This window comes from Hymenobacter sp. IS2118 (assembly GCF_000715495.1).
Classification (GTDB): Bacteria; Bacteroidota; Bacteroidia; order Cytophagales; family Hymenobacteraceae; genus Hymenobacter.
The window spans coordinates 19,894-40,591 of the sequence record NZ_JNLX01000138.1; the positions used below are offsets into that span (position 1 = coordinate 19,894).

The following is a 20,698-nucleotide window of genomic DNA, read 5'->3' on the forward strand; positions in this document are numbered from 1 at the left end:
TCACCGACGCTTATGCCGGGCGCTTACCTGCTATTAAATCGCCTGCCTTCGTTGAATATTGTAGGAACCAGCATCCCTGATGCTTAGTCGTTCTAGTTTAGCGAAACGGTGGTTTCCGTTTCCTGCCAACACCCCAACCACCCCTACCACCGCGCCCGGCGCAGCTTCTCGGGCTCCAACACCCGGATGCACTTGGGCATCAATTCAACCAGTCCGTCGGCTTTGAACTCGCTGAGCGTGCGAATCAGCGACTCGGGCGCGGTGCCCACCATGGCGGCCATGTCGTCGCGCGCAAGCTGAATGCTGCCTTCGGCCCCGGCCTGTTCGTGCAGGCGGAGCAGCACGTCGGCCACGCGGCGGCGGATGGAGCTGTAGGCCATGGCCAGCAGCTGCGTTTCGCGCTCGCGCACCCGGCCCGCCAGCAGGCGGATAAACTGCTGGCCCACCGCTGTGTTGCGTAACAGCAGCTGCGTAAAATCATCCTGCGGAATGTACACCAGCTCCGCGTCATCCACGGCCACGGCCGAGTCGGTGTGCGGGGTGTGGTCGAGCAGGGCGAGGTAGCCGAAGAACTCGCCGGGGCCGTAGAGGCCGGTTATCAGCTCCTTGCCGCCGTCGGTGATTTTCACGGTTTTCACGCGGCCGGCCTGCACGAAGTACACCCGCGTGGGCTCGTCGCCTTCGAGGTACACGTCCTGCTTTTTGCGCACGGCGTGGGCTTTGCGGTCGGCCGAGAGGCTGCTCAGGTTGCCCAGGGCGCTGGCATCGTCCAGAAACTCGCCCAGGCCCTGCGTGGTGGGCGCATACTCCGGTTTGAGGTGCTGGAAGCGGTTCAGCCGCCCGCCAATGGCGCTCAGCAGCTCAGCTTTGTCGAAGGGCTTGGTGAGGTAGTCGTCGGCGCCCAGGGCCATGCCGCGGCGCAGGTCGGTGCGCTCGGTTTTGGCGGTGAGGAAGATGAAGGGCACGCCGGCCAGGTGCTTGTTCTGATTGAATATCTGAAGCACGCCGTAGCCGTCGAGCACCGGCATCATGATATCGCAGACCACTAAATCGGGCTTCGTGGCCAGGGCCTGGGCCACGCCCAGCTGGCCGTTTTCGGCCGTGAGCACCGCGTAGCCCGCCATTTCGAGCAGCTCGGCGGTGTTCTCGCGGATAATTTCGTCGTCTTCAATTAGCAGAATCGTTTTCATAGGGAATGGCGATGGTGACGGTGGTGCCCACGTTCAGGGCGCTGCGCAGGGCCACGGTGCCCCCCATCAGCTCGAGGTATTTGGCAATGATGTAGAGCCCGAGGCCGGTGCCGGGCACGGTGCTCACGTTGCGGGCCCGGAAAAACCGCTCGAACAGGTGTTCCTGGTCTTCCGGCGAAATGCCCACGCCCTGGTCCTGCACCGTGAGCGTGAGCTGCCCCGCCTGGCAGGTGGCGCGGACCTGCACAACGGTATGCTCGGCGGAATACTTGATGGCGTTGGAGAGCAGGTTGACCAGGATTTTGCGCAGCAGCGAGGCATCGAGCCGGATGAGCCCGGTGCACGTCGCCTCGTGCTCGATGCGCTGGCCCTTTTTGAGCAGCGCCTGCACATCGGCCACCGTTTCGACCAGCAGCCCGGCCATGTCCAGCGGGGCCGGCGTGGCGGCCACCCGTCCCTCCTCAATGCGGCCCACCGAGAGGAACTCCTCCAGAATGTCGTTCAGCTGCTTCACCGAGGAGCGGATGCGGTCCACGTGCTTGAGCTGCTTGTCCCTTTGCGGGCCCAGCGCGTAGTCGGCAATGAGCTCGGCTGAGGTGAGCACGCCGGTGAGCGGCGTGCGAAACTCGTGCGAGGCCATGCTCACGAAGCGCGATTTCATCTCGCCCAATTCCTGCTCGGCGGCCAGGGCCTGGGTGAGTTCGCGGCCGCGCTGCTCCAGTTGCTCCAGGGTGTTCATCAGGGCGTGGGTGCGGTCGGCCACTTTCTGTTCCAACTCGGTGTTGAGGCGGGCCACGCGCTGCTGCTGGGCCACCAGCTCCAGCTCGGCATCGTGCTTGGCCGTCACATCGAGCACGTAGGCCACCACGTAGAGTTCCTTGTCGAGATGAAAGTAGCTCAGGCTCACTTCCACCGGAAAATCGGTGCCGTCCTGGCGCTGGCCGCGCAGCACGCGGTTGTGGCCCATGCCACGCACCTGGGGGTGGGCGTTGAAGCTCTCGCGCAGCTGCTGGTGGTGGCGGCCGGCAGCGTTGGGCACCAGTACTTCGATGCGCTGGCCCAGCAGCTGGCCCGGCGCATAGGCAAACTGCCGCTCGGCCAGCTGGTTAGCCGATACGATGTCGCCCGCCCGGTCGCACACAATAATGCCGATGGTGGCGTTGGTCACCACGGCCTCGAAGCGGCGCACGCTGTGGGCCAGCTCGCGCTCGGCCTGCTGCAAGCGGCTCAGCTCGGTGATGTGGATGAGGAAGTAGGGTTTCGGGCCGTCCAGGTAGTACGTCAGCTCCAGGTGGGCGCGAAAGGCGTCGCCGGTGTGGCGACGGAGGTTGGCTTCCACGGTGTGGCGGCCTTCGCGCTGCGCCTGGTCGCATAGGGCTTGCCACTGCAGGCCGGTCCAGGGCGGGGTGCGCAGCGAGTGGTCGGGGTCGGCCAGAAACACGTCTTCCGAGGGGTAGTCCAGCAGGCGCACGCCGGCCGGGTTCACCTGCGTAAACCAGCCCAGGGCCGGGTCGTAAATCCCGAAGAATTCCTTGGACTGTCGGTAGAGCAGCTCGGTGAGGACGCTGGAAGAAGAGCTGGCGAGCATGGAAGAGGAGGGGTGCGGTGAATGCCGGCGGCGGCCTGTTTTTTGGCAAGGTCGGCACTGGCGCGGTTTCAGGCCCGGTATGTCGTTCTGGTTACAAGCCAAGAAAGCAGAAGTTGAAATCCCACGGACCGTCTTTCGGTTTGAACGCTGTTTACACCGATATGGACTGCTTCCAGCTGCTTTAAGCAGCCGCGCAGAAGTAGTCGTATTTTAACGTAGTCTGTCATGCTCTATCTGGCGTCCGCCTGCCGAATCATTTCTACCACTGCGTCAATACCGTTCAACGAGGCGGTAGAGCTGCTTCGGCTGCGCTCAACATGAGAACTTTTACTACGCAAATCAGCCGCTGGCGCGCGTCTCTGACGCGTTGCCCACTGGCCTGGCGTTTCCAAACGCCGCCGTTCGCCCCGGCTGGTCGCGTTGGCCACGCGCGTCGGAGACGCGAAACCAAGGGGCAACGCGTCGCAGACGCGCGCCAGCAGCTGAGTGCGTAAGTCCCAACTACGGTTTTTTTGCGCGAGTGCTCAAACCTGACAACTGTCAGCCCGGCGCCTGATGGGCATCATCCGGACAGCTGCCGTCAGTCGGTAAATTTGCAGCCACTTGATTTCACGGGGCCCGATGCCAGCCACCTCCTTTCCATCTTCCGTGCCCGCCGATGCCGCGATGCTACTGGTGCTGCTGCCGGCCGTGGGCCCGTCCCCGCAGGGGCGGGCGGCCACGCTGGCCGCGCTGGCGGCCTTGCAGCGGGAGCTGGGGGCGGCCATCCGGGTACTCACCGTGGACGAGCTCAGCCACCTCAGCGTGGTGCGCAGCTTCTACGCCACCGACCTGCCGTGCTTCGTGCTCGTGCAGCAGGGGGTAGAGCTGCTGCGCCAGAGCGGCCTGCCCGAGGGCGAGGGCATTGTGCCGCTGCTGCTGGGCAAGCTCGGGCGCAGTGGGGTAGCCGTTGCCTAGCGACTGGTTCTTTTTGTGGGAGAGGACGTTACGCGCAGTCGGCAGCTATTCGCCGCCGATTTCGTTGGGAACCAAGCCGAAGCGGGCCGGTGCGCTACGCTTTTGCTTTTTGGATTCCAGCTCCTGGGTTGTAAGCTAAGCAGTTGCGTAAAAGCAACCGTATGGCGCTCGGCATGACGGTGCTTGTTTTACCTATTTGGACCGGCTTTTAACCTAGCAGCTCCCGTAGCTGGTGGGTAGCCAGATGGCCGTTTTCGAAGCTTTCGGGGCCGCAATACACATGGTGGTCGTCGTAGTGGGTGATGAATTTGGCGTTGAGCACCGTGCCCCGGTTCACCCTGAAAAACTGCTCGTGCAGCTCCGGCGGCAGCAGCTGGTCGAGCACGTAAGTGAGCGAGCCCCGCATGGCGTAGGAAAGGCGCAGGGCCGGGGCCCGGAGGGTAACGTAGTTCTTGCCGGCCTCCAGGCTGGCTACTTCGCTCCAATACAGCTTCACGATTTGCCCGCCCACCTTCACGTAGAAATAGTGCGTGGGGCCGGTGGGAGGCTCGTCGGGCAGGGGGAGGGACGCCGGGGTCCGAACCATGTTGTGCGCCAGCGCCGTCTGGATGGCCGCAAACAGGGCCGCATCATTCACCGGCTTGATGAGGTAGCCGCTGGGCTGCAAGCGGGTCGCCTGGCGGATGGTTTCGAGGTCGCTGTAGGCGGTGAGGAAGATGAACGGGGGCGGCGTGGGCTGCTCGCGCAGCTGCTGGGCCAGGGCCAGCCCGTTGAGCAGCGGATTGGCATTGTGCAGGTTCAGGTCGAGCAGCACCAAATCGGGTTGGTACCGGGCAAAGGCCTGCTGGGCTTCGGCGTAGGTATAGCAGGTGGCCAGCACCTCGTAGCCCAGGTCTTCGAGCGTGAAACATAGCTCCTGGGCAATCAGGGCTTCGTCTTCGACAATGAGAATGGTGATTTTAGGCTCCATGAGGCGGGGGGCTGGGGGCGGTTTCCGGGGCGCCATCCGGAATGCACAGCTCGTAGTGGTACGGCTGGTGGGGGGGCGTGGTGAGGGTGGCCCCCAGCTGGCGGGCAAGCAGCGTAATAATCTGGGTGCCCAGCCCGCTTTCCGGGTCCGCATGGGGGAATGGGGCGGCGAGCGGCGAGCGGCCGTTGTCGGCGTATTCGATGCAGGTGCCGTGGGCGTGGCGGTGCACGCTCACCATTATTTCGAGGGTCTGCCCGTCGGTGTCGGCGTACTTAATGGAGTTGGTTACCCATTCATTGAGGATGAGCGCCAGCGGGAAATAGCTGTCGGGGGGCAATTGCAAGGCATCGGTTTGCAGGTGCGTCACCACCTGGCGGTCGTTGGCCAGGCACGCCGCTACGGCGGAAATGAGCGTGCGCAGGTGCTGGCCCAGGTTCAGGCCGGCGGAGCTGCGCAGCAGCTGGTTGTGCAGCGCGGCAATGCTTTCCACGCGCAGGCGGGCGGCCTGGAGCTGGGCCAGTACTTCGGCGTTGGTGGTGCGGCGCTCCTGCATGCGCAGCAGGCTGTAGAGAATGTGCAGGTTGTTTTTGACGCGGTGCTGGATTTCCTTGTTCAGTAGTTCTACCTGGGCCACTTTGTCGTCGAGCTGCCGGTTCACGGCCGCCACTTCCTGGTTCACGCCGGCCAGCTCCCCATTCACCACCGCGAGGTGCTGCGACTGCACCCGGGAGCGCCGGCCCTGGCGGGCCAGGTAAAAGCTCAGCAGCGAAATGATGACCAGGGCCGCACTCAGGCCCCCGGTGGTGCGGGCGCGGGCGGTGCGGGCGTCCTGGGCCTGGGCCTGCTCGCGCTGCCCGCTGGCCACCAGCTCGCGGCGCAGGCGGTCCAGGTTGCCGCCATCCACGAGGCTGTCGCCGATGCGCACAGCGATGCCCTGGTATTGGTAGGCGGCCTGGTACTGCCGGGCGTCGGCGTAGAGCCCGGCCAGCTGCTGGCTCAGGAAAAGGCGGTCGAGCCGTCGGGCCGATGTGCGGTAGGCCTGGTCTAGCGAATCGAGGTAGGGCGACGCCAGACGGCGGCGGTAGTACACGTCGAGCCGGGCCTGCACCAGGTAGTAATGCGTTAAAAAATCGTAGGAACCGGGGTCGTTGACCACGCTGGGGCGGTGCGCGAACTCGCGCAGCAGCGAGTCAGCCAGGGCATAGTTCTGCACGCCGGTGCTGCTCAGAGCCATTTCCACTACAAACAACAGCCGCCGGCGAATGGAATCGGGGTAGGTCCGGAGCGCGGGCCGGAGCTGCCGCAGCGTTTGGACGGCGCGGAGGCTGTCGGGTACTTTTTCGTAGGCGTGGGCCACCAGGTAGCGGGCGTAGAGGGCGCGGCTGCCCTGGCCCGGCAGCCGCGCCAGCAGCGTGGCCGCCCGCTGGAAATAATCGATGGTTTTCTGGGGCTCCTTGTTCCAGGCATCGTAGAAGCGGCCCCGCGCAAAGGCGGCTTCGGCCAGCAGCAGCGAGTCGCGGCCTTGGTCGGCCAGGGCCTGGGCGCGGTCGTAGTACGTCAGGGCTTGGGCGAAGGACTGGTAGCCCGACTTTTGAGCGTACACCGAGTCGCCGGCCCGCAGCAGGGCAAAGAAGGTAGCTTGCTGCGGGCGGAAGCCTGGAGTCAGGTAATCTGTGGGGGTGGGGGTAGGGGAGGCGGCCTGGGCGGTGGGCACTGGCGGCGCGGGCTGGCAGGCCGCAACCAACAGCAGCCCCAGCACACACCCGCCGCACAGCCACTGGCGGGCTAGTGCCCAGACTGTTACAAAACAACTCATGCCGCGAATTAGTAGCAAAAAACAAAGGTAGCCCGCCAGGCCCGCCGTCGCCGCCCCGACCTCAAAAATTGAGGTCGGGCCTCAAATACCTTGCTTCGGGGTGGCTTTCAGGCCCTGTTTTGTATTCCCAATCGCAACACCCGCCCGGCCGCCCGCCGGGCTTTTTGTTTTTCCGGGCCGCTGAACCCGGTGAAGCTGGTGGGCTATTCGAATCATTTTTTACCCTTTGACCCCTGTTTTTATGGAAAACCCCTTCTCCTCATTATCACGCACCAAGCTGGCCCGGCGCTGGCCGACGCTGGCGCTGCTGGCCTTGCTGCAATGGGTGCTGCCCCTCAGCACCCTGCTGCTGGCCAGTGCCTGCTACACCACTGCCTACGGGCAAGCCAGTGCCAACTCCATCTCCAGCATTGAGCCCAGCAACGGGCCAGTAGGTACCGTCGTGACCATCACCGGGTTTAGCTTCACGCTCTCTTCCACCATACAGTTTAACGACGTAGGGGCGACGAATGTCACTTATATATCAAACACTCGAGTGACAGCAGTAGTACCGGCCGGAGCCACTACGGGCCCCGTAACTGCAGTAACGAAGGGTGATAAATTCGGCGGCCCCACCTTCACGGTGGGCACGGCTGCCACCGCTCCGAGCGTGACCACGCTCGCCGCCACCGATGTGGCTGCCATGGCCGCTTCCTTCAACGGTAATGTAACGGACGATGGCGGCGCCACCATCACCCAGCGCGGGGTGGCCTACAGCAGCACCAACAGCGTGCCCACCGTTGCCGACTCGCGCACCATTAACACCGGCACCACCGGCACCTACACGCAGTATTCGGCCGGGCTCACGCCCAGCACCCTGTACTACACCCGCGCCTACGCTACCAATTCGGTGGGCACCACTTACGGCAGCGTGGTCACCTTCAGCACGGCGGCCTCCGCGCCCTCGCTCACCAGCATTGCGCCCACCAGCGGCCCGATAGGGACGGTTATCACCCTCACCGGTACGGGTTTCACCAACGGCAGCACGGTTAGCTTCGATAATACCTTCGCCGCCACCAGCGTCACCTATTTTTCGCCCACTAAACTGACGGCGATGGTCCCGACGGGGGTGAGCCCGACCTTTACCTACGCCGTGAGCGTGAGCAACGCCAACGGCACCAGCTTCGGCGGCGGCTCCTTCACCGTAACCAGTGCGCCCATGGTCACGACCAATACCCCCGACGACCTGACGAGCACCAGCGCCACGCTGGGCGGCTTCCTGCTGACCAACAACGGCACCGTGACCGAGCGCGGCGTGGTGTACAGCGCCACCAACGCTACCCCCACCACGGCCAACGGTACCAAAGTGGTCATGGACAACACGCTGCGTAACTTCTCGCAGACCGTGACGGGCCTCACGGCCGGCACCACGTACTACGTGCGGGCCTACGGCATCAATGAAAACGGCACCGGCTATGGCGGCGCCCTGAGCTTCGTGACTACGGCCGCTGCTGCCCAGGACCTGACCATCAGCACGGGCAGCGTGGACAGCCCGGTGAGCATCGCGGCCGGCACTTACGGCAGCATCAACGTGACCAGCACCGGCTTTGCCGTGCTCGGCGGCGCGGTGGTGGTGAACACGGCCTTCACGGTGGATGGTAGCCTCGATACCAACTGCCAGGCCCTGACCGGCGCGGGCAGCTTTACGCTGGCTAGCGGAGCCACGCTCGTGGTATGCGATGCCGACGGCATCAGTACTGCCGATGCCACCGGCGCGGTGCAGGTAACGGGCACGCGCAGCTTTGGTGAAGAAGCCAACTACTACTATAGCGGGCCCACGGCGCAAAGCACCGGCGACGGCCTGCCCGCCGAGGTGCGTAGCTTGACTACCGACAATAACCGGACCCTCACCCTCACGCAAAACCTGGATATCCGCCAGGTGCTGGCCCTGGATGGGGACGCCGATTTCGCTACCAACGGCCAGGACCTGACGCTGCTCTCCGACGAAAGCGGCACGGCCCTGCTGGCCAACCTGGGCCAGGGCAAGACCCAGGTGCGCGGCGAAATCACGGTGCAGCGCTACATCGACCCCAGCCTGAATGACGGCCTGGGCTACCGCCACCTGAGCGCTCCGGTCTTCAACCTGACCGTGGGAGCCTTTGCCCCGTTGCGCCGTGTCCTGGTAACGAACCCCGACTACAACACGGCCAAAGCGCCCGGCACCGTTTCGCCCTTCCCCACCATTTTTCGCTACGACCAGGCCCGGCTGGCTACCTCGATGGCCACTACCCTTTCGGCTTTCGACAAGGGCTGGCTCTCGCCGACCGACCGCAGCGACGACGCCCCCCTGGGCAGCACCGGCTTCACGGTGCAGCTGCCTGGCGCGGCCACGCTCCGCTTCATTGGCATACCGAGTCAAAGCGCGGTTCGGCTATTTCTCGACCGGGCCAGCGGCGCCACGGCTGCTGACGCGGGCTGGAACTTCATTGGCAACCCCTTCGCCTCGCCCCTGGATTTCAGTACCATTACCGCCAGCCAGCGCACCAACGTGGATGCCGCCTTCTACACCTTTGAGAGCACCAGCCAGTACGACGGGCAGTACCGCAGCTACGTCAATGGCGTGGGCGCAAACCCGCTCATCGGTTCCAGCCAGGCATTCTGGGTGCGCGTGAGCGCCGGCCAGACCGAAGGCAGCCTGCTGCTGACTAATAACAACCGGGTGACCGAATACAACCGGCAAGCCCCCGTGCGCCGTGGCACCGCCGACCAGCGCCCCCAGGTGCAGCTGCAGCTGGCCGGCCCCGGCAACAAGCAAGTCGACAACCTGTTCGTGTACGCTCAGGCCGGTTCCACCGCCGGTTTCGACGGCGAGTTCGACGCGGCCAAGCTGGCCAACACCACCGGCCTGAACCTGGCCACGCTCACCCCCGCCGGCCAGCAGCTAGCCGTTGATGGCCGGGCGGACTTCGCCACCGCCACCAGCATCCCACTGTTTGTGGGCGTGCCCACCGCCGGCCGCTACACCCTGAGCGCCGCCACGCTGGCCAACCTGGATGCTACTCACGTCGAGCTGGTCGATAACCTGACCAACACGCGCACGCTGCTCACGGCCGGTAGCAGCTACGCCTTCACCCTGACGGGCTTCACCGCTCCCGGCCGCTTCTGGCTGAACCTGCGCCCCACCGCGACCCCGCTCGCCACGGCCGCCCAGGGCCTGGCCGCGCAGGTACTGGCGTACCCCAACCCGGCCCACGGCCAGTTCACGGTGCTGCGCCCGGCGGGCAAAGTAGCCGCCGCCGTGCTGCTCAACAGCCTGGGCCAGACGGTGCGCACGCTGACGCTGCCCACCGCCGAAACGGTGGTGAGCCTGCGGGGCCTGGCCAGCGGGGTGTACACCCTGCGCTTCACGCTCGACGGCCTGCCCGTTACCAAGCGCATTGTTATCGAGTAATGCCGCTTTCCCGGCGTCCCGGCCCGGATGGGGCGGGACGTTCAGGGATACCTTTTCGCCGCTTTCACCTGTTCTTATTTTCTTTATGAAACGCATCTGTATATTTCTCTTGGTGCTGGCGAGCGCAGCAATGGCCCAGCAAGCGCTGGCCCAGCCCAGCAGCGGCGGCCCCCGGCCGGGCGACGCCGCCGGCCCCACCACGGTGCCCATTGATGGGGGCGTGAGCCTGCTGCTGGCCAGCGGGGCCGCTTACGGATTGCGCCGCCTGCGCCCGCGCCGCATCAGCTAGGCTGCTGGCTCCATCCCGATTGCGGCCCCGGTGGGCTGCCTTCCTCAAACCCAACTGTAGGGGCCGTTCTGGCTGCTGCAGTTGGGTTTGTCGTTTCTGGTGGGTAACGCAGGGGCATTCACCACCATTTCCGGCCGCAGCCCCTCTTTTGAAAAGCCAGGAAATAACTGTGCGTAAGTTCTGGGTTAGCAAAAACACTGCGTAATTCCGCTTCGGAAATGGTAGAGAAGACAGCTTCCAGCTTTCATTTTTAGCTCCCCAAAAACCATGGCAGACAATTGATTGGAGCCGGATGGGTGCCCGCAAGTGCCCGCTGCCTGGGGAGGTAAGTCCTCTTTTGGGGGCTGCACCCGAAAGCTATGGGCTGTTGGTAATGCCTTGGATTGCTACGCGTAGCTTATGCAAAACAGCTCCTGAGAATGTAGCGCGGTCGTGTGGACTACTAAATCTTCCTATAACCTTGGAGAGAAAGTTTGGGTATAGAATCGAAGCCTGGTCTGGTTTTTACCCTCGTGGTTTACTATTTACAGGCTGCTTTTACCACCCAAACAGTTTTCTATGAGTTATTTACGTACCGCAAAAGCGGCGTTGCTGGGCGTTGCCCTACTGGGAAGTTTACCCGGCTACGCCCAAACGGCCGACCGCAAAACGGCCATCAGCCTTTCCGGCAGCGCGTTCCAATACAAAGGCAACTATGGCTCCCATTTCTGGGATTTGGGCAAAGCCAACGGCGGGCCCGGCCTGGGCATCAGCCGCTACCTCACGCCGGGCCTCGACCTGGGCCTGCACCTGGGCTACGTGGAGCTGAAAGGCAGCCAGCCACAGAGTGCCGCCAACAGCTTCAGCACCAACCTGGCCACCGCCAACCTGGGCCTGAAACTCAAGCTAAACAACGGCTGGGCCATTAAGGAAGACGCCGTGGTTCAGCCCTACCTGATGCTGGCGCCGGGCCTCTCGTACCTGAGCCGCGAAGGCACCGTGCGCGGCAACAACGTGGAAGGCAACGCCATGCTGTTTGATATTTTTGGCGCGGCGGGTATCAATTTTCAGATAACCGACGGCATCGGCCTCTTCATTCAAACCGGCCAGCACGTGCCGCTGGGAGCCAATATCGACGGCGAGCCCAACCGCGACGACGACAGCTTCGACGACCGCTACCTGCAGCACACTGCCGGCCTCACCTTTTCTCTGGGCAAAGCCAAGGACACCGACGGCGACGGGGTTTCCGACCGCAAAGACAAGTGCCCCAATACGCCCACCGGCGTAGCCGTGGACCCCACCGGCTGCCCCCTGGACGGTGACGCCGACGGTGTGCCCGACTACCAGGACAAATGCCCCACCGAAAAGGGCCTAGCGGCGCTCGAAGGCTGCCCCGACCGTGACAACGACGGCGTGCGCGACGGCGACGACGCCTGCCCCGATACCCCCGGCACCATGGCCCTCAAAGGCTGCCCCGACGCTGACGGCGACGGCGTATCGGACCCCAACGACAAGTGCCCCGACACCCCAGCCGGCACGCAGGTAGACGCCTCCGGCTGCCCGCTGGTGCTGGACCAGGACGGCGACGGCATCCCCGATAACCTGGACAAGTGCCCCGACACCGCCGCCGGGGCCCGCGTTGATGCCACGGGTTGCCCAATGGTTATTGACCCCGCCATTCAGGGCCTGGAAGTGCCCATCCGCTTCAAAACCAACAGTACCGTTATCGAGCGCAGCTCGTATCCGGCCCTGAATAAGATGGTGAACGCCCTGAACGAGCGGCCCGACTACAGCCTCCGCATTACCGGCCACGCCGATAGCCGCGGCACCGACGAGTACAACCAGGGCTTGTCGGAGCGCCGGGCCGAAGCAGTGAAACGCTACTTCACGGGCAAAGGCCTGGATGCAAGCCGCATCCTGACCGAAGGCCGGGGCGAGGCCGAGCCAACCGCGCCCAACACGTCGGCCGCTGGCATGTCCCGCAACCGGCGCGTGGAGTTCAAGTTTGACTTTGTGCCCACGCCCACGCCGCTGCCCTAGTCAGGCGTAGCTGAAGCAGTAGCAAGCCGGCGGATTGAGAAGGGGAATACTCCTCTTTTCAATTCGCCGGCTTTTTTTGCGTGGTTCCCGGCCCGAACACCGGGCTTGGGCCGGATGCGCCGGCCGAAGTGGGGGCAACGGTGGCGGGTCATTTGCCGTTGGAGAGCTTTCGGTTGTGCTTAAATTTCCTATGGTTCGTTTTCTTTTTCTGCTGCTGGCTGCATCGCTGGCTTTTGCGGCCCGTCCGGTGGCGGCGTATTCCGTGCTCACCCACCAGGCCAACATCGATTCGACCTGGGAGCGCACCCTAATGCCGGCCCTGCAGCGGCGCTACCCCGGCGGTACCGACGAAGAGATGGCAGATGCCAAAGCCTACGCCTACGGCGGGGCCATTATCCAGGACATGGGGTATTATCCATTTGGTAATGAGCTGTTTACCAATCTGACGCATTATGTGCGGTCGGGCGATTTTGTGCGAAACCTGATAAGTCAATCGGAGAACCGCAACGACTACGCTTTTGCGATGGGGGCCCTGGCCCACTACGCGGCCGACATCAGCGGGCACGCCGACGGCACCAACCGCGCCATGGCCAGCGTGTACCCGGAGCTGGCCGCCAAGTTTGGCCCGTCCATCACCTACGAGCAAGCCCCCAAGCAGCACACGCAGCTGGAGTTTGCCTTCGATGTGGTGCAGCTGGCCAGCGGCAAGTACCGCACCCAGGAATACCACAAAAACTTTGGCTTCAAGGTGAGCAAATCGGTACTGGAGCGCGCTTTTTTGCAAACCTATGGGCTGGAGATGGGCAAGGTGATTGCCAACGTGGACCTGAGCATTGCCTCCTTCCGCTTCGCGGTGAGCCAGCTCATTCCGACGGCCGCCCGCGCCGCCTGGCACTACAAGCGCAAGGACATTATGAAGCTGAGCCCCGGCGCCCGGCGGCGCGACTACCTCGAACGCACGAGCCCGCGTCAGTTCGAGAAGGAATACGGCACCGAGTACGAACGGCCCGGCTTTGGGGCCCGCATTATTTCCTACTTCATTCGGGTGCTGCCCAAAATCGGGCCGCTCAAGCCTTTTGCCTTCAAGCTGCCTACTCCCGAAGCCCAGGCGTTGTTCAAATCCAGCTTCCGGGGGGTTATGGCTAATTACCGGGCCGATATAGCCCGGCAGCCGGCCGATACCTCCGCTTCGCCTCTCACCCTGCCCAATACTGACTTCGATACCGGCCGCCCCACCCGCGCCGGCTCCTACGCCCTGGCCGACGAAACCTACGGCGAATGGCTGCGGATGCTGGCTAAGGACAAGTTTGAAAAAATCAATCCCAAGGCCCGCCAAAATATCCTAACCTTTTACAATGACGAACCCAAAACCCCGGCTTCGAAGGAGGAGAAGGAGGCCAGCAAAATGCGCGAAACGCAGGAAGCCCTGGCGCAGCTGCGGGCCCTGAAGTAGGCTGCGGCAGCCAGGGGGGCTTGTCGGGCAGTAGAGGCGGCCGGCCGGAGGTGCTTACCTTTCCACAGCGCCGGGTAAGCGTTGTGGCCGGCTATTGGCGATTGAAAACCTTTTGAACCACCTGATATTGCTACTCCGTATGAAATCAAACGTACGCTTGCTCGTGCTGCTGCTGCTATTCGGGCTGGGCGCCGCCCCCGCGGTCGTGGCCCAAAACCGGGCTGCGCGTTCTGAGAAACACGCTTACCACCAAACCCAGGTGGTGCCGGTGTTGGGCCAGCAGCGGCTAAAGCTGGAGGCCCAGCTAACCGCCGCCGACCAGGCAGCGCTGGCCACTTACCGTCGCCAACTGAAAGAGCTGCGGCAGCAGCGCCACGCCCTGCGGCAAAGCCTCGCCCCGGCCGGCCCCGGCACTACCCGCCCCGCGCCCACCGCTAACCAGTTGTTGCTGCGCCAACAGTTATCGGCCCAAACCAAAACCCTGATGCAGGCCGTGCGGGCCATGGCCCAGCGCTACCAGCCCGTTATCAAGCAGCTAGCCGAGGAGGTGCAGCCACAGCAGCAGCAATGGGTCGCCGACTTGCGGGCCATCACCTTGCGGTATGCTACGCCCGAACAGCAGCAGCGCCTGGCCGCTCAGGCGCCGCGCCGGCTGCAGCGCAGCGCTTATTTTAGTCCCACTGCCTTTTTGCTTCGGGAGGCCCCGGCCGCCCTGGCGGCAACCATTGCCGCGCGCCGCGCCGTCAGTTCCAGCCTCTATCCTAATCCCGTGGCCACCACCGGCCAGCTCGATTTTGAGGTAGCAGCCGCGGGTGCTGTGGCAGTGGCGTTGCTCGATGCCCAGGGCACCCAACTGCGCACGATGATGGCCGAGTCCCAGGCCGAAAAAGGGCCGCGTACCCAGCAGCTGGATTTGCGCGACCTGCCCGCCGGCCTGTATTTCTACAAAATCACCACCCCAGCCGGTAGCGAAACCAAACGCTTTATAAAAGAATAAAGCCAGCTACAGAACTCGCAAGCCTTGCTACTCTCGCACCAGCCCGCCGCTCAGGCGGCGCAGGGCAATTTCGGCCTGCTTGGCGGCATAGCGAATGTCGAGCAGGCGGGTTTCGGCATCGAGCTGGTTGCGCTGGGCTTCGCGCAGTACCAGCGGCGTGAGCAGGCCCAGGCGGTAGCGTTCCAGGGCAATGGCCACGTTCTGGCGGGCCAGCTGAATATTGGTTTCTTCGAGGTCGAGCAGCTGCAGGAAGTTCCGGTACTGGGCAAATGCCGAGGCCGCGTCGGCGTCGAGTTGGAGCGTGGTTTGGCCTAGGCGGAGTTCGCCTTGCTCCTCGGCCACGCGGGCGTTTTGTTCCAGCCGCCGGATGTTGAAGCCGTTGAAAATGGGCACGCTGGCCGTAATGCCGTAGTTCAGGCCCTTCACGTTGTTGATGCTGGTGGTGAGCACCGGGCCGGTGGGCAGGTTAATGAACTGCGCGTTGTTGATGTTGCGGTTCAGGCCGTAGCCCGTCACAAAACCGATTTGGGGAAAGCGCGAGGCCCGCACCAGCCGGCGGTTGTACGTGGCCACATCGAGCCCCAGCTGGGCCTGGGCTAGGCGCGGGTTGTTGGCCTTGATACCGGCCGTGATGGTTTCCTCGCGCAGGTCGCGGGTCACGGTCAGGCTGTCGCTGGGTGCGAAATCGAGGCGTGGGGTGCGGCCCAGCAGGTTGTTGAGGGTGATTTTGGCAGCCGTCAGAGCTTGCTGCTGCTGCAGGAGCAGGCTGCGGTCGGCGTTGTAGTCCACGCGGGCGGTCAGGACCTCTACCTTGGCCGCTACGCCCACGTCTACCTGGGCCTGGGTGAGGTCGATGCGGGCCTGGCCGATTTTTAGCGCCTCTTCCAGCGACTTTATTTTGCCGCCCTGCCGCACCACGTCGTAGTAGGCGTTGGTCACGTTCTCTACGGTTTCCTCCACCGTGGCGCGGGTGATTTGCTGCTGCTGCTGGCGCAGGGTTTTCAGCCGGTCGTAGGCAATGAACATGCCCAGGCCGTCGAATAGCGTCCAGCCCAGCGTTACGTTGGTATTCAGTTGGTTGGAAGTGCCCCCGTTTATCACGCGCGGCTCATTCGTTCCAACGGTAGAAGTAATATCGTTTCGGTTGAACGTGCGGGTGAGGTTGGCGCTGATGTTGGGCAGCTGGCCGGCATTACCGCGCGTCACGTTGTTCGCGGCAATCACTTCATCCTGCCGCGAGAGCAGAATGCCATAATTATGCTGCAGCGCCGCGCTGATAGCGGCTTGCAGCGACAGCAGCGGGGCCGGCGCCACGGTAGCCGGCCGGGCCAGCTGCTGGGGCCGCGCCACCGGTACCTGCTGTGCCGCAGCTGCGAAAGGAAACAGGAAAAGGAAGAAGCGAAAAGATTTCATGCAAAGGAATTCGGAGCAAAAAACGTCCCCTCCTTGGTAAGGAGGGGAGTACGACCTTAGGCCGATACGGCGTCGGCTGGTTTGGACTTGTGCTTTTTGGCCGTGGCGAAGTACGAATACATCACCGGTACAATGTAGAGCGTGAGCACCGTGGCAAACAGCAGTCCGCCCACCACGCCAATGCCCATGGCCCGGCGGCTGAGCGCGCCCGCGCCGGTGGCAATGGCAATGGGCATAATGCCCAGAATGGCGCACAGCGAGGTCATCAGAATAGGGCGGAAGCGCGCCGTAGCACCTTCAATGAGGCCGGTCATGTAATCCACGTTGAACTTCTCGACGCGCTGGTTAGCAAATTCCACGATGAGAATGCCATTTTTGGTCACGAGGCCAATCAGCATGATGATGCCGATTTGCGAGAACAGGTTCAGCGTCTGGTTGAAGTACCACAAACTGAGCAGCGCGCCCGAGAGCGCCAGCGGCACCGTCACCATGATGATGACCGGGTCGCGGAAGCTTTCAAACTGCGCGGCCAGCACCAGGTAAATCAGCACCAGGGCCAGGCCAAAAGCGAAGAGCAGCGACGAGGAGCTTTCCTCAAAGTCGCGGGAAGTGCCCGCCAGCTCGGTGGTGAAGGTGTCGTCGAGGTTTTGCTCGGCAATGGCACGCATGGCCGCGATGCCGTCGCCCAGGGTTTTGCCGGGGGCCAAGGAGGCCGAGAACGTGGCCGAGTTGTAGCGGTTGAAGCGGTAGAGCTGGGGCGGCGTGCTGCTTTCTTCCAGCCGGATTACGTTGTCGAGCTGCACCAGCTCGCCGGCGGCGTTTTTCACCGACAGCAGGCGCACGTCCAGCGGCTGGTTGCGGTCTTCGCGGGCTACTTGGCCAATAATCTGGTACTGCTTGCTGCCCCGGATGAAGTAGCCGTAGCGCTGGCCGCTGAGGCCGGCCTGCAAGGTTTGAGAGATGCTTTGCACCGAAATGCCCAGGCTTTGGGCCTTCTCGCGGTCGATGTTCACGCGCAGCTCGGGCTTGTTGAACTTCAGGTTCACGTCCACGAACTGGAAGGTGGGGTCCTGGCGGGCCAGCTCCAGAAACTTGGGCACCACTTCGCGCAGCTTCTCAAAGTCCTGGGTTTGCACCACAAACTGCACCGGCAGGCCGCCGCCGCCGCCACCAATGCTTTGGTCCTGCGACACCGACGTGCGGGCGGCCGGTAGGTTCTTCACGCCCGCGCTCACGGCGTTGGCCACCTGGTCCTGGGTTTCGGTGCGCTCTTCGGCCTGCACCAGAATGACGCGGGCAATGGCCGAGTTGGAGCCCCCGGCAAAGCCCGGCGAGGTCACTGTAAACACGCTGTTCAGGTTTTTGGCGCCGGCCGAGTCTGTTGCCACCCTGGTCAACTGGTCAACATAATTGTCCATGTACTCGAACGAAGCGCCTTCCGGGCCGGTCGCGTTGATGTTTACGCGACTGCGGTCCTCCACCGGGGCCAGCTCCGAGGGAATGATTTTCATGAAGCCCCAGATGCTGCCGCCCGTCACCACTATCATCACCCAGGCCAGCCAGCGGTTGCGCAAAAACGAGCGCAGACTGCCCTGGTAGGCATTAATCATGCGTTCGAAGAACGGCTCGGTTTTGCGGTAAAACCAGTTGTGCGTTTCCTGCCGCTTGAGCAGCTTGGCGCACATCATGGGCGTGAGCGTGAGCGACACGAAAGCCGAAATCAGCACCGAACCCGCCACCACAATGCCGAACTCGCGGAACAGCCGCCCCGTGATGCCCGTGAGGAACACCACCGGCAAAAACACCGCCGCCAGCACCACCGTGGTGCTCACCACGGCCACCAGAATTTCTTCGGTGCCCTTGATGGCCGCTTCCTTGGGCTCTTCGCCGTCCTCAATGCGCGAGTAGATGTTTTCCAGCACCACAATGGCGTCGTCCACCACCAGGCCAATGGCCAGCACGATGGCCAGCAGCGTCAGCACGTTGATGGAGAAATCAAGCAGGTACATCACGAAGAAAATACCAATCAGCGACACCGGAATGGCCACCACCGGAATGAGGGTGGAGCGCCAGTCGCGCAGAAACAAGAAGATGATAACCACCACCAGCACAAAGGCTTCGATGATGGTGTGCTCCACCTCGCTGATGGAGTTGCGGATAAATACCGAGTTGTCGATGCCCGGCCGCAGCTTCAGGTCCGAGGGCAAATCTTTGCCGTACTGCTTGAGGCGCTTGTTGAACTCGTCGGCAATCTCAATCTGGTTGGAGCCCGGCTGGGGCACCACGGCCAGGGCCACGCCCGGCACGCCATTTACCCGGAAAATGGTCTGGTCGTTTTCCGGGTACAGCTCGGCGTAGCCAATGTCGGAGAGGCGCACGAGCGAGATGTCGTCTTTGCGGATAATGAGGTTGTTGAAGTCCTCCACCGAAGTCAGGCGGCCCATGGTGCGCAGCGTGAGCTGGGTGGCCGCGCCCTGCACCGAGCCGCTGGGCAGCTCCACGTTTTCGCGGGTAAGGGCGGCCTGCACGTCCACGGGCGACACGCTCAGGGCCGAGAGCTTCACTGGGTCCAGCCACAGGCGCATGGAGTATTTCCGCTCGCCGTACACCCGCACCTCCGACACGCCCGGAATGGTCTGCAGCCGCTCCTTGAGGGAGTTGTTGGCGTAGTCCGTGAGCTCCAGCAGCGTGCGTTTATCGGAGTTGAGGTAGGTGATGACGATGGGCTGCGAGTCGGCGTTGGCCTTGCTCACCACGGGCGGGTCAATGTCGCGCGGCAGGCGGCCCTGCGCCCCCGATACCTTGTCGCGCACGTCGTTGGCCGCCGTTTCCAGGTTGTAGTCGAGGTCAAACTCCACCGTAATCTGGCTACGGCCGTCGCGCGAGTTCGACGTCATGTTCTTGATGCCGGCAATGCTGTTGAGGGCTTCCTCCAGCGGCTCGGTCACCTGGCCCTGCATCACGTCGGCCGAGGCCCCCGTGTACGTAGCCGACACCGTGATAATGGGCGGGTCCACGCTCGGGTATTCTCGAATACTGAGGTAGCGGAACCCAATCACCCCAAAAATGATGATGACCAGGCTCATCACAATGGCGAGAACCGGCCGGTTGATGCTAGTGGTGGAAAGACTCATTTCTTTTTAATATAGGGCGATAAACTCCCCTCCTTACCAAGGAGGGGACGTTCAGCCGCAAGGCTGAACCGGGGTGGTTGTGGCGTTGCACGAGTTGGGCATACGAGGCAGTTGAAAGAGGCCACTTTTACAGCCCTAATGCCAACCCTGCGGTGGCACCACCCCCGTTCGAGCCGTTGAGTCAAAATCCCCTCCTTAGCTACGCTGACCTTCGGTTGGTAAGGAGGGGATTTTGACTCAACAACTACTTCATTACACGCACAGCGTCACCCGGCTTCACCTGCAAAATGCCGGTTCGAATCACCGTGTCGCCCACCGCAAGGCCTTCCGTTATTTGAATGACCTTATCGGAGCGAATGCCGATTTTAACTTTCTGCGGTACCATTTTGCCGTTCTTCACCGTGTACACGTTGTAGCCGCTGGCTTCCGGAATCACGGCTTCGGTGGGCACTTGCAGGGCGGTTTCGGTTTCGCCCAGCTTCAGGTTTACCCGCACGAAAGCGCCGGGGCGCAACTCGTTGTTGGTGTTGGCGAAGCGGGCGCGCACGGGTTGGGTGCGGCTCACGGGGTCAATCTGCGGGTCGATGGCGTACACCTTGGACTCGTAGGTCTTGTTGGTGGTTTCGTCCACCACGCTCACCACGTCGCCCACCCGCACGTTGGCGGCAAAACGGCCGGGTACGGCAAAGTCAATCTTCACGGGCCGCACGCGCGAGAGCGTGGTGATTTCGGTGCCGGGGCTCACGTAGGTACCCACCGTGGCCGTGCTCAGGCCCAGCACACCGGAGAACGGGGCGCGCACGTAGGCTTTGGCCAGCGTGGCACGCAGGGCCTGCAGGTCGGCCTGGGCCGTGAGCAGCGCGTTGTTCGACTGCTCGTATTCCTGGGCGCTGATGTACTCCTTGTCCAGCAGGGTGCGCTGGCGCTTTTCCTGGTCGCGGAACAGCTTGATGTTGTACTGTTGCTTCTGGATGGCGGCCTGGGCTTCATCCGCATTGATGCTGAACAGGAGCTGGCCCTTGCTCACCGCCTGGCCTTCCTTAATATTAAGGCTGGTGATTTTGCCCGACAGCTCGCTTTTGATGATGACGGATTCCTCGGCCAGCACGGAGCCGGTGGCCGCTACCTGGTCGGTGAGGCTGGTGGCGGCCACCACGTACACCTGCACCGGCACGAGCTGGTCTTTGCCGCCCGCTCCGCCCTTTCCGCCCGCGGCGCCACCTTTTTTATCGCCTCCCGCGCTGCTGGGGAAGTAGGTCATTTTTACAAAAACCAAACCGGCAATGACCACCGCCGCCAGCAGCCAGCCCAGCCAGCCGCGGCCTTTGGACGGCGGGGTCTCGGGCTCGTACTCGTAAAGCGGAGGAGCCGCGCTGGGGCCGGGCGTGGTCGTCGTATCCCACTGCGGGGCAGGGGCAACGGTGTTGGTTTCAACTGGCATA

The 20,698-nt window shown here is 63.2% G+C and carries 13 protein-coding genes; 6 read left to right on the forward strand and 7 right to left on the reverse strand.

Annotated features, from left to right (window positions below):
* Positions 1-143: 143 nt before the first annotated feature.
* Both GM79_RS13175 and GM79_RS13180 read right to left on the reverse strand, forming a co-directional pair.
* Positions 144-1,190: a response regulator gene (locus GM79_RS13175; RefSeq protein ID WP_035564599.1), complete on the reverse strand. Its 1,047-nt coding sequence runs from the start codon at positions 1,188-1,190 to the stop codon at positions 144-146.
* Positions 1,168-2,778, reverse strand: coding sequence for a PAS domain-containing sensor histidine kinase (locus GM79_RS13180; protein WP_035564601.1), 1,611 nt, complete (start codon positions 2,776-2,778; stop codon positions 1,168-1,170). The genes GM79_RS13175 and GM79_RS13180 overlap by 23 nt, the downstream gene beginning before the upstream one ends.
* Before the next feature lie 621 nt (positions 2,779-3,399).
* Between GM79_RS13180 and GM79_RS13185 the strand changes: the two genes are divergently transcribed.
* Complete coding sequence (locus tag GM79_RS13185) at positions 3,400-3,735, forward strand: hypothetical protein (RefSeq protein ID WP_035564603.1); 336 nt, start codon at positions 3,400-3,402, stop codon at positions 3,733-3,735.
* Between the two features lie 208 nt (positions 3,736-3,943).
* Here the strand turns inward: GM79_RS13185 and GM79_RS23135 are convergent, their stop codons facing one another.
* Together GM79_RS23135 and GM79_RS13195 are read right to left on the reverse strand one after the other, a co-directional pair.
* The gene (locus tag GM79_RS23135) at positions 3,944-4,705 is read right to left on the reverse strand and encodes a LytR/AlgR family response regulator transcription factor (protein ID WP_161787175.1); all 762 of its coding nucleotides are present in this window, start codon (positions 4,703-4,705) and stop codon (positions 3,944-3,946) included.
* Positions 4,695-6,521 (reverse strand): sensor histidine kinase, encoded by a 1,827-nt coding sequence (locus GM79_RS13195; protein ID WP_152559986.1) that lies wholly within the window; start codon positions 6,519-6,521, stop codon positions 4,695-4,697. The genes GM79_RS23135 and GM79_RS13195 overlap by 11 nt, the downstream gene beginning before the upstream one ends.
* Positions 6,522-6,762: 241 nt before the next feature.
* Between GM79_RS13195 and GM79_RS13200 the strand changes: the two genes are divergently transcribed.
* The 5 genes from GM79_RS13200 (at position 6,763) to GM79_RS13215 (ending at position 14,709) form a co-directional block, all read left to right on the forward strand.
* Positions 6,763-9,951, forward strand: coding sequence for a T9SS type A sorting domain-containing protein (locus GM79_RS13200; protein ID WP_035564607.1), 3,189 nt, complete (start codon positions 6,763-6,765; stop codon positions 9,949-9,951).
* 85 nt (positions 9,952-10,036) lie between these two features.
* On the forward strand, positions 10,037-10,240 hold the full coding sequence (locus tag GM79_RS25795; protein ID WP_081867750.1) for a PID-CTERM protein-sorting domain-containing protein: 204 nt from the start codon (positions 10,037-10,039) through the stop codon (positions 10,238-10,240).
* A 558-nt stretch (positions 10,241-10,798) separates the two neighbouring features.
* A complete protein-coding gene (locus tag GM79_RS13205; RefSeq protein ID WP_081867751.1) occupies positions 10,799-12,259 on the forward strand; it encodes an OmpA family protein in 1,461 nt (486 codons plus the stop codon).
* A 190-nt stretch (positions 12,260-12,449) separates the two neighbouring features.
* Entirely contained in the window at positions 12,450-13,712 is a 1,263-nt protein-coding gene (locus GM79_RS13210; protein ID WP_035564609.1) for a zinc dependent phospholipase C family protein, read from the forward strand.
* Between the two features lie 139 nt (positions 13,713-13,851).
* Positions 13,852-14,709 (forward strand): T9SS type A sorting domain-containing protein, encoded by an 858-nt coding sequence (locus GM79_RS13215; RefSeq protein ID WP_035564611.1) that lies wholly within the window; start codon positions 13,852-13,854, stop codon positions 14,707-14,709.
* A 27-nt stretch (positions 14,710-14,736) separates the two neighbouring features.
* Here the strand turns inward: GM79_RS13215 and GM79_RS13220 are convergent, their stop codons facing one another.
* The 3 genes from GM79_RS13220 to GM79_RS13230 form a co-directional block, all read right to left on the reverse strand.
* Entirely contained in the window at positions 14,737-16,122 is a 1,386-nt protein-coding gene (locus GM79_RS13220; RefSeq protein ID WP_051718867.1) for a TolC family protein, read from the reverse strand.
* A 56-nt stretch (positions 16,123-16,178) separates the two neighbouring features.
* Complete coding sequence (locus GM79_RS13225; RefSeq protein ID WP_035564613.1) at positions 16,179-19,256, reverse strand: efflux RND transporter permease subunit; 3,078 nt, start codon at positions 19,254-19,256, stop codon at positions 16,179-16,181.
* Between the two features lie 244 nt (positions 19,257-19,500).
* Positions 19,501-20,697: an efflux RND transporter periplasmic adaptor subunit gene (locus GM79_RS13230; protein WP_081867752.1), complete on the reverse strand. Its 1,197-nt coding sequence runs from the start codon at positions 20,695-20,697 to the stop codon at positions 19,501-19,503.
* Between the last annotated feature and the right edge of the window lies 1 nt (position 20,698).